Source organism: Streptomyces sp. NPDC059455 (assembly GCF_042750115.1).
Classification (GTDB): Bacteria; Actinomycetota; Actinomycetes; order Streptomycetales; family Streptomycetaceae; genus Streptomyces; species Streptomyces endocoffeicus.
This window is the reverse complement of record NZ_JBHYVB010000114.1, coordinates 23,567-37,590: the sequence shown is the minus strand read 5'-3', so window position 1 is coordinate 37,590 and position 14,024 is coordinate 23,567. Positions and strand designations below refer to the sequence as shown.

At 73.0% G+C, this 14,024-nt stretch carries 9 protein-coding genes; 4 read left to right on the top strand and 5 right to left on the bottom strand.

What is annotated here, in order from left to right:
- Positions 1-87: 87 nt before the first annotated feature.
- The gene (locus tag ACFXB5_RS32815; RefSeq protein WP_385214713.1) at positions 88-1,983 is read left to right on the top strand and encodes a Xaa-Pro dipeptidyl-peptidase; all 1,896 of its coding nucleotides are present in this window, start codon (positions 88-90) and stop codon (positions 1,981-1,983) included.
- Between the two features lie 106 nt (positions 1,984-2,089).
- On the opposite strand, the gene ACFXB5_RS32810 is transcribed toward ACFXB5_RS32815, so the two are convergent.
- A complete protein-coding gene (locus tag ACFXB5_RS32810) occupies positions 2,090-2,941 on the bottom strand; it encodes a class I SAM-dependent methyltransferase (protein WP_385214710.1) in 852 nt (283 codons plus the stop codon).
- Positions 2,942-3,264: 323 nt separating this feature from the next.
- Between ACFXB5_RS32810 and ACFXB5_RS32805 the strand changes: the two genes are divergently transcribed.
- Entirely contained in the window at positions 3,265-4,461 is a 1,197-nt protein-coding gene (locus ACFXB5_RS32805; protein WP_385214708.1) for a CapA family protein, read from the top strand.
- Positions 4,462-4,482: 21 nt separating this feature from the next.
- Here ACFXB5_RS32805 and ACFXB5_RS32800 read toward each other — a convergent pair whose 3' ends face one another.
- Both ACFXB5_RS32800 and ACFXB5_RS32795 read right to left on the bottom strand, forming a co-directional pair.
- A complete protein-coding gene (locus ACFXB5_RS32800) occupies positions 4,483-7,107 on the bottom strand; it encodes an ATP-dependent Clp protease ATP-binding subunit (protein ID WP_385214705.1) in 2,625 nt (874 codons plus the stop codon).
- Between the two features lie 110 nt (positions 7,108-7,217).
- Positions 7,218-8,270 (bottom strand): PP2C family protein-serine/threonine phosphatase, encoded by a 1,053-nt coding sequence (locus ACFXB5_RS32795; protein ID WP_385214722.1) that lies wholly within the window; start codon positions 8,268-8,270, stop codon positions 7,218-7,220.
- 197 nt (positions 8,271-8,467) lie between these two features.
- On the opposite strand from ACFXB5_RS32795, the gene sigJ reads away from it, so the two are divergent.
- Positions 8,468-9,340 carry an RNA polymerase sigma factor SigJ gene (gene sigJ / locus ACFXB5_RS32790; RefSeq protein ID WP_385214702.1) on the top strand — a complete coding sequence of 291 codons (873 nt, stop codon included), beginning with the start codon at positions 8,468-8,470 and terminating at the stop codon, positions 9,338-9,340.
- A gap of 74 nt (positions 9,341-9,414) precedes the next feature.
- Positions 9,415-10,497 carry an NAD(P)/FAD-dependent oxidoreductase gene (locus ACFXB5_RS32785; protein ID WP_385214699.1) on the top strand — a complete coding sequence of 361 codons (1,083 nt, stop codon included), beginning with the start codon at positions 9,415-9,417 and terminating at the stop codon, positions 10,495-10,497.
- Between the two features lie 199 nt (positions 10,498-10,696).
- Here the strand turns inward: ACFXB5_RS32785 and ACFXB5_RS32780 are convergent, their stop codons facing one another.
- Positions 10,697-12,157, bottom strand: coding sequence for an aldehyde dehydrogenase family protein (locus ACFXB5_RS32780; RefSeq protein WP_385214697.1), 1,461 nt, complete (start codon positions 12,155-12,157; stop codon positions 10,697-10,699).
- 103 nt (positions 12,158-12,260) lie between these two features.
- Positions 12,261-14,006: an ABC transporter permease subunit gene (locus ACFXB5_RS32775; protein ID WP_385214719.1), complete on the bottom strand. Its 1,746-nt coding sequence runs from the start codon at positions 14,004-14,006 to the stop codon at positions 12,261-12,263.
- Between the last annotated feature and the right edge of the window lie 18 nt (positions 14,007-14,024).

Sequence of the window (14,024 nt, the reverse complement as noted above, 5' to 3'; positions counted from 1 at the left end):
GCCTGACGGCCCCCCCACCCCGGCCCCCCCGGCGGCCCCCCCCCCGCGGGGGCCCCCCGGGGCGGGGGCCGTGGCCAGGAGGTCCGTATGCGTACTGCACGATGGCGCGGGGTCGTGATCGCCGCGCTCACGATATCGACAGCCCTTGCCACACTGCCCGCCGGGCCCGCGTCGGCCCGGACAGCCACCAGACCCGCCACCAAGGTGGTGGACGGCCGTACTCAGCCGGTGTTCTCCTACGCGGACGCCGTACGGGAGCACCTGATGGTCCAAACGCCCGTCGACAGTGACGGCGATGGCCGCAAGGACCGGGTCGCGGTGGACATCATCCGGCCCAAGGAGACCCAACAGGGTCTCCAGGTGCCGGTCATCATGTCGTCCAGTCCCTATAACGACACCGTGGGCCGTGGCTTCGAGTCGGAGCGCAAGGCCTACGACGCCCAGGGCGACCCGGCCAAGTTCCCTCTCTTCTACGACAATTACTTCGTGCCGCGCGGCTATGCCGTGGTCGATGTCGATGTGACCGGCACCGGCAGATCCGACGGCTGTCTGACGGTCGGCGGCGCCGCCGATGTGGCGGCCGCCAAGGCCACGATCGACTGGCTGGGCGGCCGCGCCACGGCGTACGCGGCGGACGGCAGCGAGGTGAAAGCCTCCTGGTCCACCGGCAAGGTGGGCATGATCGGCCACTCGTACGAGGGCATGCTGGCCAACGCGGTGGCGGGCACCGGGGTGGAGGGGCTGGAGACCATCGTCCCGATCTCCGGAGTCAGCTCCTGGTACGAGTTCGCCCGCACCAACGGCGCCAAGCACTGGAACGGCTTCGCCTCGTATCTGACCACCGCGCTGGACACCGATCCGCCCCAGAAATGCCAGGCGGTGCGCGAGCGGTTGCAGGCCGGTGAGGACGACGCCACCGGCAATTACAACGCCCACTGGAACGAGCGCAATTACCTCGCACAGCCCGCACCCGAGGTGGACAAGGTGCGCGCGAGCGTCCTCGCGGCGCATGACATCAACGACTACAACATCCGGATCGACCAGCTCGCGAACTGGTGGGGCGCGCTGGCCGAGCGCGGGGTGCCGCGCAAGCTGTGGCTGGGCCGCTACGGCCACACCGATCCGTTCGACTGGCCCGGTCGGCGCGCGCAGTGGGTCGACACCGTGCACCGGTGGTTCGACCACTGGCTGTACGGCATCCAGAACGGAATCATGGACGAGCCCCGCGTCGATCTGCAGACCGGCCCGGACACCTGGACCACCCAGGCCGACTGGCCCGCGGGCACCTCCTCGGTCCCCCTGCACCCCGGGCCCGATGGCTCGCTGGCGCTGAGTCCCGCGAGCGGCACCGGATCCTTCACCGACACCAAGCTGAGCGAGGCGGATCTCACCGCCGCCCCGTCGGCGAACCGTCCGGGCCGGCTCGCGTTCGTCACCCCGCCGCTGCGCACCGGGGTACGGCTGTCCGGCACACCCACCGCGGATCTGCGGGTCACACTCGACAAACCGACGTCGAACCTCACCGCGCTGCTCGTGGACTACGGCGAGGACGAACGGATCGACTGGAACCGCAACGAACCCCAGAACCGGATCCACGACGGTCTGCGGGGGCTGGACGAGGAGTCCTGCCACGGGGAGAGCACCGCCCAGGACGACGCCTGCTACCAGCAGACGGCCAATGTGACGGCGCGCAAATCCTCCGAGGTGATCGCCCGGGGCTGGATGGACGCCCAGAACCGCCACTCGCTCACCACCCCCGAGCCACTCACCCCCGGCCGGTCCTACCGGATCACCTGGAAGACCCTGCCGGGCGACTACGAGATCAAGCCGGGCCATCGGCTGGGGCTGGTCCTCGGTGGCACCGACGCCGACTTCCTCTACTTCGAGGACCCGACCGGGGCGAAGGTGACGGTGGATCTGGGCGGCAGCCGGGTGACCGTACCGGTGACCGCCGCCGGAAGGCTCAGCAACTCCGGTCGCTGATAGGCGCGTTGATGAGGCCGGGCCGCCGTTCACCGGCGGTCCGGGCTCATCCCTGAGCCCAGGCGCTCAGCCCTGAGCCCAGGCGCTCAACCCTGGATCCACGCGCTCAACCCTGCGTCCAGGCGTGGATCACATGGGCGCCGAGGTCCGCGTTCCCCTCGGCCATCCGGTGGCCGCTCTCGTACCGGGCCGTGAGGTCGCGGTAGCGGATGTCCTCCCTCGCGGCGAAGCCCAGCCGGCGCAGTTCGTCCGCGAGTTCCTCCGGGGTGAAGAAGCTGAGGAAGGGCTCACCGGCCTCGGCGGCCCACGCCGCGCGCGCCTCGTGCACGGCACGTTGTTCCGGCGGCAGCACGTCCGGCGGCTCGCCGTAGTCGAAGACCACGCCCGAGCCGTCCGGCAGGGACGCGATGAAGCCGAGCGTGTCCAGCACGGCGGTATGCGTCAGATACGGCACCACCCCGAGCCAGAAGAAGAACGCCGGGCGGGCCGGGTCGAAGCCCGCCGCCGTCAGCCCGTCGGCCAGGCTCCGCCGCTCGAAGTCCACCGGCGCGAAGGTCAGCGACGGCGGTACGGGGATCTCCGCGGCGGCCAAGCGGTCGCGCTTCCACTCCTGGGTGACGGGATGGTCCACCTCGAACACCCTGAGGCCCTCCGCCTCGTACGGATTGCGGCAGCCGAAGGTGTCCAGCCCCGCCCCGAGTGCCACCGCCTGCCGTACCCCGCGCGTCACGGCGGCCGCGACGGCGTCCTCGGCGAACCGCGCACGGGCGGCCACGGACAGCCGCACATCCTCGCGCCCGGGGTGGTAGGCCGCCTCGAGGACGGGGTCGTCCGCGTCGGCGGCGAGGACACGGGGCGCCAGCGGGTCGTAAAACACCCGGCCGCCCTCCAGCTCCTGGTGGGCCGCGCGGAACGCGGCCGCGCCGCGGGCGGTGATGCTGGGCCGGCCGATCTGCATGGAACGTCCTCCCCCGAGGTCCCACCGCGGATGCCGCGAGCGACACACCCCCATGGTGTCAGCTCGGCACCCGGCACGCACCGCTAACGACCCTTGTTTACAGGGGAGTTACGCGATGGACGGCCACCCGGGGACCGCCCCCGGCCGTGACGCCGCGCGGCGGGCGCGCATTGTCCCATCGATGACCTCCGGACAGGGGTTGACCGGGCCCATCGGGTGCAACCGGTCGGCCGAACCGGTGAAGCTCCCCCACCACTCCGCAAGCCCCACTGATGTCGTGCAATAAATATGACAATCCGACAATCAGAACAAAAGGGTCCGGCATGGCCCGGACCAGTGCGGAGTGCACCGTGTCCCATCACCCACGCCATCGGACGGCGCTTCTCGCCGTCGCCCTGCTCGGCGCCGCCACCGCGTGCGGCAGCGGGACACCGGCCACCCCGAAGGCCGAGGAGAAGCCCTCGAAGACCTCGGCGGCGGCCAGGAGCGGGTCCATGAAGAACTTCACCCTCGTGGCCACCGGCGATCTGCTGGTGCACGCCTCGGTCATCCGCCAGGCGAAGGCGGACTCGGGCGGTGAGAGCTATGACTTCCGGCGCATGATCCGGGCGGCCGCGCCCATCGTGGCCCAGGCCGACCTGGCCATCTGCCATATGGAGACCGTCTACGGGGCCACCCACGGGCCGTTCACCGGCTATCCGACCTTCAAGACGCCTCCGCAGCTCGCCTCGGCCGTGAAGGACATCGGCTACGACTCCTGCTCCACCGCCTCCAACCACACCCTCGACGCCGGTCCGGAGGGGGTGGTCCGCACCCTCGACGCCATGGACAAGGTCGGGCTCAAGCACGCCGGATCGGCCCGTTCCGCCGCGGAGAGCACCCGCTCCACGATCATGGAGGCCGGGGGCGCCAAGGTGGCCCATCTCGCCTACGCCTACGGCACCAACGGAATCCCGGTCCCCAAGGGCAAACCGTGGCTGGTCAACCTCATCAATCCGGCGCGGATCATCAAGGACGCGCGGGCCGCGCGGCGCGCCGGGGCCGATGTGGTCGTCGTCAGCGTGCACTGGGGCACCGAGTGGCAGCAGGCGCCGGACAAGCTCCAACTCTCGCTCGCCAAGAAGCTCACCGCCGCCAAGGACGGCGGCCGCCGCGACATCGACCTGATCATCGGCACCCACGCCCATATCCCCCAGGCGTACGAGAAGGTCAACGGCACCTGGGTGGTCTACGGCATGGGCGACCAGATCGCGGGGGTCATGCCCGACAAGCGCGGCCAGATGGGCTCGGCGGCGCGCTTCACCTTCACCCCGCCGTCCGCCCCGGGCAGGGCGTGGCAGGTGGAGAAGGCGGAGTACATCCCGCACGCCGTGGACAACGATCCGATCACCCTGGTGAACCTTCCCCGGGCCCTGGAGAAGAGCCCCGGCAACCCGGGCTACACCAGCGCCCTGAGCACCATCCAGGAGGCGGTGCTCAGCCGGGGCGGCAAGAAGGACGGCCTGTCCATGGGCCGTTGACCCGGCTCGCTCCCGGAGGCGCTACCGCTCCGGTCGCTCCGTCCCGCCCGGCCGCTCCGTGTGACCCGGCGGGCCGGGCCGGCCCGTCCGCTCGGCGGCCTCCTGGATGTGGAAGGTCAGCCGGTCGTCGTGCACATCGACCCGGACCCGGCTGTGCGCGGGCAGCTCGCCGCCGAGCAGCATCCGGGAGAGCGGATTGTCGACCTCGCGCTGGATGGTGCGGCGCAGCGGCCGGGCGCCGTACTCCGGCTGGTGGCCGTGTTTGGCCAGCCAGTCGACGGCGGCCAGGGTGAACTCCACGCCGACGTCCTGGGCGTGCAGCCGGCGCCGGGTCTCCTCCAGCAGCACATCGGCGATCTGCCGCAGCTGGTCGTCGGCGAGCCGGCGGAAGATGATGATCTCGTCGATGCGGTTGAGGAACTCCGGCCGGAAGTGCTCCCGCAGCGGGCGCAGCACCCGCTCCCGGCGCGCCGCGTCGTCGGCCTCCTCGCCACCGCCGCCGCCGAAGCCCAGGGGGCCACCGCGTCCGGTGATGGTCTGCGAGCCGAGGTTGCTGGTCATCACGATGACGGTGTTCTTGAAGTCGATGGTGCGGCCCTGGGCGTCCGTCAGCCTGCCGTCGTCGAGCACCTGGAGCAGGATGTTGAAGACATCGGGGTGGGCCTTCTCCACCTCGTCCATGAGCAGCAGCGAGTAGGGCTGGCGGCGCACCGCCTCGGTGAGCTGTCCGGCCTCCTCGTGGCCGACGTAGCCGGGTGGCGCGCCGACCAGCCGGCTGACGGTGTGCTTCTCCTGGTACTCGCTCATGTCGAGGCGGACCATGCGGTCCTCGCTGCCGAAGAGCGCCTCGGCCAGTGCGCGGGCGAGTTCGGTCTTGCCGACGCCGGTGGGGCCGAGGAAGAGGAAGCTGCCGCTGGGGCGGTTGGGGTCGGCGAGTCCGGCGCGGGCGCGCAGGACCGCGTCGGCCACGGCGGACACGGCCTCCTCCTGCCCGACGACCCGGCGGTGGAGGTGCTGCTCCAGGCTCAGCAGCCGTTCGCGCTCCTCCTGGGTGAGGCTGGAGACGGGGATCCCGGTCTGCCGGGAGACGATCTCGGCGATGTCCTCGACGGTGACCTCGGCGACGCGCCCGCCGTGGTACTGCGTTTCGGATGCCTGCGCGATCCGGTTGTTCAGCTCGGCGATCCGGTCCCGCAGGGAGGTGGCGCGTTCATAGCTCTCGGAGGCGACGGCCTGGTCCTTGTCCCGGGTGAGCTGCTCGACCTCCCGCTCCAGGGCGCGCAGATCGGTGCCGCGGGCGCTGGAGCGCAGCCGTACCCGGGCCCCCGCCTGGTCCATGAGGTCGATGGCCTTGTCGGGCAGGAAGCGGTCGGTCAGATAGCGGTCGGAGAGCTCGACGGCGGCGAGCAGCGCCTCGTCGGTGTAGCGGACCTGGTGATGGGCCTCGTAGCGGTCACGGAGGCCGTGCAGGATGGCGACGGCGTCCGCGGAGGTGGGCTCGGGGACCATGATGGGCTGGAAGCGGCGGGCGAGCGCGGCGTCCTTCTCGATGTACTGGCGGTACTCCCGGAGCGTGGTCGCGCCCATCACATGCAGTTCGCCGCGGGCGAGCGCGGGCTTGAGGAGGTTGCCGGCGTCCATCTGGCCGCCCTCGGAGCCACCGCCGCCGGCGCCGACCACCGTGTGCAGCTCATCGATGAAAATGATCAATTCGTCGGAGTTGGCGCGGATCTCGTCGACGATGCTGGTGACGCGCTGCTCGAAGTCGCCGCGGAAGCGGGTGCCGGCCACGACGCTCGCGATGTCGAGCTGGACGACCCGGCGGCCGAGCAGGATGTCCGGCACATCGGCGTCGGTGATCCGCTGGGCGAGCCCTTCGACGACGGCCGTCTTGCCGACTCCGGCCTCGCCGATGAGGACGGGGTTGTTCTTGCCGCGCCGGGCGAGCACCTCGATGCTCTGCTCGATCTCCTCGTCGCGGCCGATCACCGGGTCGATCCGCCCCTCGCGGGCCAGTTCGGTCAGGTCGCGCCCGAACCGGTCGAGGTTCGGGGTCTTCCGCTGGTCCATGACGGGCCTCTGGTCTGCCGTGGGGGCGCTCGGGGTGAGGCCGCCGGTCGGCGGGCCGGGAGCCCGGGGCTCGAAGCGGGCGGCGCCCAGGATCTGCCCGGCGGTGGACTCGCGGTTGGCGGCGAGCGCGATCAGCACGTGTTCGGGGCCGATGTACGAGGCGCCGCGCGAGCGGGCTATCTCATGGGCGTCGAGCAACGCCCGTTTGACGGCCGGGGTGACGGCGACCGAGTTGCGCGGCGGCCCGCCGCCCGCCTCCCGGTCGATCTCCGCGGCGATCCGGTCGGGGTCGGCTCCGGCGCGCGAGACCATGGTGCGGGTGGGCTCGGCGGAGAGTGCCGCCCGCAGCAGATGTTCGGTGTCGAGGTCGGTGCTGCCGTGTTCGGCGGCGTAGGAGGCGGCCGCCGAGACGAGATGGCGTGCGTTCTCGCTCATCAGCCGGCCGAAGTCGACATGGCGTGAATCGGGCCGCTGCCCGGCCGGCCCGGTCCCGAGGAAGCGTGCGAGGAAGTCGCCGAGTGGATCCGGCCCGAAGTCCTCGGGGCCCTGATTCGGGCCCTCGTTCCCGCTGCCCATATGACCAGTTTACGAGCGATCGAGGCCGATGTCCGTTCCTGGCCGGTTCCGCGAGCGGGCACCGCGGCCCGGCCACGGCTGCCGGGCGGCGCCCGGCGCCACCGGGTGCGTCAGCGCTCCGCCCGGTGGCGTTCGAGGACGACCAGGGCGGCGTCATCGCCCTGGTGGCCGCCTGTGTGGCTGAGCAGATCGCGCTGCAGACGGTCGATGAGGTACTGGGGGCCGCCGCCGTCCACTCCGGGGAGCCGCTCGGCGAGCGGGAAGAAGGTGCCCTCACTGTTCCGCGCCTCGACGACCCCGTCGGTGTAGAGCAGCAGCTGATCGCCCTCGTCGAACGGGAAGTCCTCGCTGTGGTAGCTGCCGGCCGCCAGGTGGCCGAGGCCCAGCGGCAGTGCGGGCGCCTGGCCCTCCAGCGCCTTGACACCGGAGTCGCGCAGCAGGAGCGGCGGCGGATGTCCGCAGTTGACGAGGCGGACCACCGGCCGGTCGTCGGGGATCTCCAGCACGGCGGCGGTGACGAACGACTCCCCCGCCCCGGGCTCCTTGTCGCGGGGTTCGGTCCGCTCCGCGGACAGCGCGGTGTCCAGGTGGGAGGCCAGATCGGTCAGCGGTACGGGCCAGTGGGCGATCGCGCGGAAGGCGCCGAGCACCAGGGAGGCGTCCGCGACGGCGGTCAGCCCGCTGCCCCGGACATCGCCGATGATCAGGCGGGTGGCGTTCGAGGTGCGCGCCGCCGCGTACAGATCGCCGCCGATCTCCGCCCCCGGCTCGGCCGCGAGGTAGACCGAGGCGATCAGCAGCGGGCCGACCCTTTCGGGGAGCGGGCGCAGCAGCACCCGCTGTGCCACATCGGCCACCGCCCGCACCCGGTTCAGCTCGCGCATGTGCCGGTCGAGAACCGCCCGGAACAGCACGATCATCGCCGAGACCAGGGCCAGGGTGATCACCTCGGTCAGGCGGCCGGGAAGGCCGAGGAACCCCTCCGAGGCGTTCGCCGCGATCTGCGCGAGGACGGCCAGCAGCCCGACGCACGCGGTGAGCACCGGACCGGCGAACGAGGCGGTCATGGCGGGGGCGGCGATCAGCAGCGGGCTGAGCCGGACATTTGCCGGTGCCAGCACATCGCCGAGCGTGATCAGCCCGATGACCAGCAGGGGGATCACGACCAAGAAGCGGGTCCGCCACCTTGGCCGGCGCGGATCCGAGGGACCTTGCCGCGTGTGCACATCTACTGCTTACGCCTGCCGTGGCCCCCGCGCCAACCCGCCGGCCCGGGGCACGACCGCGCTCCCGGGAGGCGGCTGTCACACTTCCGGCCGCTGTCTCGTCCTCCTTCTCAGGCCGAGGAGAGGATCGGGACATGGCAGAGCTGACCGCCTTCGAAGAACAGCGCGACCGGCTGTGGGCCGTCGCGTATCGCATCACCGGCTCGGTCGCCGACGCCGATGACGCGGTGCAGGAGACCTGGCTGCGCTGGCAGGGGCTGCCCGCGGACGAGGTGGCCGACCCCCGCGCGTATCTGACCACCGTCATCAGCCGCATCTGCTACGACCTGCTGGGTTCGGCGCGGGCGCGGCGCGAGGCGTATGTCGGCCCCTGGCTGCCCGAGCCGGTGGTGGCGGCGGGCGGTCCGGAGGACCGGGTGACGCTGGACGAGTCGGTGGGTCTTGCGCTGCTCACCGTGCTGGAGCGGCTGACTCCGGCGGAGCGGACCGCCTTCATCCTGCACGATGTCTTCTCGGTGCCGTTCCCCGAGATCGCCGAGGTGGTGGGCCGGAGCCCGGAGTCCGTACGGCAGCTGGCCTCCCGCGCCCGCAAGCGGGTCCGGGCGGAGGCACCGCGGCGTTCGGTGGACCGCGAGGAGCACCGGCGGGCCGTGGACGCGTTCCTCCGGGCGGTCATGGGCGGCGACATGGACGGGCTGCTGGAGATCCTGGATCCGGAGGTCGTCTGGCGTTCGGACGGCGGCGGCAAGGTGGCGGCGGCCCGGCTCCCGGTGCTGGGGAACGAGAAGGTGGCCCGCTTCGCCCAGCGGCTGACCCGGGGCTTCGACCCGGCCACGATGCTGGTGCACCACCGCGACGTCAACGGCGCCCCGGGCCTGGTCATCGTCGACACCGCGAACGGGCAGGCCGTGGTCTTCGCGTTCTCCGTACACCAGGGTGTGATCACCGAGATCGACGCGGTCATCAACCCCGACAAGCTCCGCCACCTCGATCTGCCGAACCTGTGACCGGCATCACCGTCACATCTCGGGCCACCGTGTCGTCCTCCTCGTGAACACCGACCGGCAAGGAGGCCGCCCACATGGAGAAGCAGCAGGTCCTGGTACTCGGCGCGGGCTATGCGGGGCTGATCGCCGCCCTGCGGCTGGCCCCGCACACCCGCGTCACCCTGGTCGATCCGAGCCCCGCCTTCACCGAGCGCGTGCGGCTGCACGAGCGGGCCGTCGGACGGCCCGACATCACACATCCGCTCGACGCGCTGACCCGGCGGGCCGGGATCGTCCACGTGGCCGCCCGCGCCACCGGGATCGATCCGGCCGCCCGGCGGATCACCACCGACGACGGCCGCCGGCTTCCGTACGACCGGCTGGTGTACGCGCTCGGCAGCCGCACCGCCGACCCCGGTGAGCGCGCCTACACCCCGGAGACGGCGGCCGAACTGCACAAGCGGCTGCTGGACGGCCCGGGTGAGCTGACGGTGGTCGGCGGGGGACTCACCGGCATCGAGCTCGCGGCCGAGATCGCCGAGTCCCACGACGCCTGGAGGGTCCGGCTGATCACGGGCGAGGAAGTCGGCACGGGGCTGTCGGCGAAGGGCCGCGCCCATGTCCGTACGACGCTCACCGGGCTCGGTGTCCGGATCGAGGAGGGCCGCCGGGTGACGCGCCCGGAGGACCTCGGCGCCGACGCGGTGGTCTGGGCCACCGCGATGACCGCGAACACCGCCCTGGCCGAGGCCGCCGGGATCGCCCTCGACCCGGGCGGCCGCGTCCGCGTCGACGCCACTCTGCGCTCGGTGTCCCATCCGGAGATCTACGCGGTGGGCGACGCGGCGGCCATGGCCACCCCGGCCGCCGGTGCCCTGCGCATGGCCTGTGCCACCGCGCTCCCCTCCGGTTCGCACGCCGCCTCCTCGATCATCGCCGAGACGCGGGGCCGGGAGCCGAAGCCGTTGCGCTTCCGGTTCGTGGCGCAGTGTGTGAGCCTGGGCCGCCGGGACGGGCTGATCCAGCTGGTGCGGGCGGACGACGCCCCGCGCGAGACGGTGCTGCGCGGTGGCACGGCCGCGCGCGCCAAGGAGCAGGTGGTGCGCTCCACGGTCAGGGTGCTGCGGCTGGCGGCGCGCCGCCCGGGGGCCGTGCCCCTCATTCCCGGGATCGGCTGACGGGCGCGGGGAGAGGCTGAGGTATCCCCGAGAAGCGGCCCGAGCCATGCGCCCGCGCTACGGGGTGCCGGCGGGCCACGCGGCGGAGCCGCACATCGACGTTTTCCCCTCCCCGCCCCTTCCCGTTACCGGGGGCTACGCCCCCGGACCCCGGGTGGTCTGGGGGCAAAGCCCCGCCACGCGGCGGAGCCGCACCCCCTTAGAACGGGTAGTGGGCGTGCTGGGTGGCGAGGGTGATCCACCGGGTGTCGCTGAACGCCTCGATGCCCCAGCGGCCGCCGAACCGCCCGTACCCCGAGTGCTTGACGCCACCGAACGGGGCCTGGGGCTCGTCCGCCACCGACTGGTCGTTGATGTGCACGATGCCGGTCCGGACACGGCGGGCGACCTTCAGCCCATGGGTTCCGTTCTCGGTGATGATGCCGCAGGTCAGGCCGTGGTCGGTGGCGTTGGCCAGGGCCACGGCCCGATCGTCGTCGGCGAAGGTGTCCACCACGCAGACCGGGCCGAAGGCCTCGGCGTGGTGGATGTCCATGTCCGGGGTGACATCGCTCAGCACCGTCGCCGGGTGGACCGCGCCGTCGGGTTCGCCACCGCCGGTCAGCACCGTGGCGCCCTTGTCCACCGCGTCCTTCACCAGGGCCGCCACCCGGCGCGCGGAGTCGGCTGTGACCAGCGGGCCGACCACGGTGGCCGGTACGGCGGGGTCGCCGCACGGCAGGGCGGCCACCTTGGCGGAGAACTTCGCGGTGAACTCCTCGGCGAGGCTTTCATGGACGAGTATCCGGTCGCCCGACATGCAGATCTGACCGGAGTTCATGAACACGCCGAAGGTGGCGGCGTTCACCGCGTGGTCCACATCGGCGTCGTCCAGGACGATGATGGCGTTCTTGCCACCCAGCTCCAGCACGGCCGGCTTGAGGTGCCGCGCGGCGAGTGAGCCGATGGTCCTGCCGACACCGGTGGACCCGGTGAAGTTGACGATCCGTACACGGGGGTCGGCGATGAGCGCCTCGGCCACCTCGGCCGCGTCCTCACGGGCGTTGGTGACCACGTTGAGCACCCCGTCGGGCAGCCCGGCGTCGCGCAGCACATCCGCGACGAAGAGCCCGCAGGCGAGCGGCGCGTCCTCGCTGGGCTTCAGCACCACCGTATTGCCCGCCGCCAGGGGCGCCGCGACGGAGCGGACACCGAGGATGACCGGCGCGTTCCAGGGGGCGAAGGCCGCCACGACACCGGCCGGTTCGCGGACGGCGAGACCGAGCGCGCCCGCCTCCTGGGCGCTGAGCACCTCACCGCGCGGGGCGGTGATCGCGGCGGCGGCCTCGCGGAGGATGTTCGCGGCCAGGCCCACGTTGAAATTCGCCCAGGGCGCGGTGCCCCCGGTCTCCTGGGCCATGATCTCGGCGGCCCGGGCGGCGCGCGACTCCAGCAGGTCCGCCGCGGTCAGGAAGATCGTACGGCGCTCGAACGGGGCCAGCTCCGCCCAGGCCGGGAAGGCGGCATCGGCGGCGGCCACCGCACGCGCCACGTCCTCGGCCCCGGCGGCCGCGACGGTGGCGAACACCTCCCCGGTGTAAGGGTTGAGGTCCTCGGCGGTGCGCCCCGAGACGGCCGGGGTGTCCTTGCCATCGATCAACAGATCGCGGTGGAGGGTCATATCGGATGTCCTTTGCGGTCCCTCGCCCCAAGGGCATGTTCGCTGAGTGAACTTCGGTTCACTTCGCGCGGACCGTCAGTCTCCGACGCGCCCCGGGCGGTCGTCAATGCGCGGGCGTCGCGCGGGGCCACCGCACCCCGCCGGACGCCGTCACCGCCAGGAGGCCCAGGAGGGCCAGCGCGGCGGCGGGCGCGAGAACGGCCCACGGGGCGCGCTCGGCGTACGGGTGGTTCTCGGCCAGCAGCCGGCCCCACTCCGGGGACGGCGGCTGGGCTCCCAGGCCGAGGAAGCCCAGCGCGGCCAGGGCGAGCGCCACGGACGGCAGACGCAGCAACGCGTGGCGGACGACCGGGGGCAGGACCGCGGGCAGGAGGTGGCGGCGCAGCAGATGGCGGCGGGAGGCGCCCAGCGCGCGGGTGGCGGCGAGATGGGTGGCGGCGCGCTGCTGCCGCAGCAGGGCGGAGGTGTGCGTGGCCAGCGGGGCCCAGGCGACGGCGGCCACGGCGAGCGCGGGGGTGTACGGGCCGCGGCCCGCCGCCCCGGTGACCAGCAGCCCGGCGAGCACGGGCGGCACCGCGTTCACCGTCTCGGCGAGTCCGCCGGACAGCCGGGGCACCAGCCCGAGCAGCACGCCCGCCACCAGCGCGGCGGCGCTCACCGCCACCGCGAGCGCGAGCGTGGACAGCGCGCCGTGTCCCACCCGGGCCAGCAGATCGCGGCCCAGCGCGTCGGTGCCGAACGGATGCGCCCAGGACGGGGCGGTGAGCCGGGCGGCGGTGTCCACGGCCAGCGGGTCCCGGAGGGCGCCGAGCACCACGACGGCGAGCAGAAGCGCGCCGTGGAGCAGTGGAATCGCGCGAGCGGACGGGGCGATTGGCCGGTCGAGCGAGGGCAGCGCCCCGTCGCGCGGCGCGGGCCCGAGCAACAGCCGGGCCACGAGGTGGGCGAGACCTCCGGCGGCGGCCGCGAGCAGGATCAGGACGAGGGCGCACGCCTGGAGCATCGGCAGATCCTGGGCGATGGCCGCCTGCAAGGAGAGCCGGCCGAGCCCGGGAATGTCGAAGACCTGCTCGACGGCGACCGCGCCCCCGGTGAGCCCGACCACGAACAGCCCGATGTTCGGCAGCACTCCGGGCACGGCACGCCGCAGCGCCTGGCGGGCGATCCGCCGGGCGGGCAGCCCGCGCGCGGCGGCGGCCCGCGCCCAGGGTTCGGCGAACGCGCCGGGCAGCGCGTCATCCAGGACCCGCCCCAGCAGGGCGCCCGCGGGCAGGCCGAGGGCGAGCGAGGGCAGCACCATCCACCGCGGCCCGTACCAGCCGACCGCGGGCAGCCAGCCGAGCCGCACCCCGACCACGGCGGCCAGCACGGACGCCAGCAGGAACTCCGGCAGCGCGGCGAGCAGCGCGCCACCGCTCCCCGCACCGGCCCCGCGCCGGGCGGCCCGCCGCCGCGGCCCGAGCCACAGCGTGCGCCCGCACACCGCGCCCGCGGTGGCCGCCGCGACCACCAGCGCCCCGCCCATGAGCAGCAGCGACACGCCGAGTGCCGCGGCCACCGAGGGGGCCACGGCCGTCCCCGAGATCCAGGACGTGCCCGCGTCGCCGTGGGGCAGCCCGGCGAGCCACCGGCCGAGCAGCCGCAACGGCCCGGCGTCGAGGCCGAGTTGGGAACGCAGGGACTCCAGGAGCTCGGGGCTGGGGTCGCGGTCGGCCGCGCGCGCCTTGAGGACGGTGCGGGCGGGGTCGGTACGGGACAGCCAGGGCAGCAGACCGATGCCGCACAGCAACGCCCCCGCGAGCGCGACGCGCCACAGTGCGACCAGCCCGGTGGCCCGTCCGGTGCTCAGCGGTACCGCGTTCCGCCC

What these genes read in the sequence shown, in the direction of transcription:
- sigJ (WP_385214702.1), top strand. Translation starts at nt 8,468, where the DNA reads ATGGCAGAGCTGACCGCCTTCGAAGAACAGCGCGACCGGCTGTGGGCC.
- ACFXB5_RS32800 (WP_385214705.1), bottom strand. Translation starts at nt 7,107, where the DNA reads ATGGGCAGCGGGAACGAGGGCCCGAATCAGGGCCCCGAGGACTTCGGG.
- ACFXB5_RS32810 (WP_385214710.1), bottom strand. Translation starts at nt 2,941, where the DNA reads ATGCAGATCGGCCGGCCCAGCATCACCGCCCGCGGCGCGGCCGCGTTC.
- ACFXB5_RS32785 (WP_385214699.1), top strand. Translation starts at nt 9,415, where the DNA reads ATGGAGAAGCAGCAGGTCCTGGTACTCGGCGCGGGCTATGCGGGGCTG.
- ACFXB5_RS32780 (WP_385214697.1), bottom strand. Translation starts at nt 12,157, where the DNA reads ATGACCCTCCACCGCGATCTGTTGATCGATGGCAAGGACACCCCGGCC.
- ACFXB5_RS32815 (WP_385214713.1), top strand. Translation starts at nt 88, where the DNA reads ATGCGTACTGCACGATGGCGCGGGGTCGTGATCGCCGCGCTCACGATA.
- ACFXB5_RS32805 (WP_385214708.1), top strand. Translation starts at nt 3,265, where the DNA reads ATGGCCCGGACCAGTGCGGAGTGCACCGTGTCCCATCACCCACGCCAT.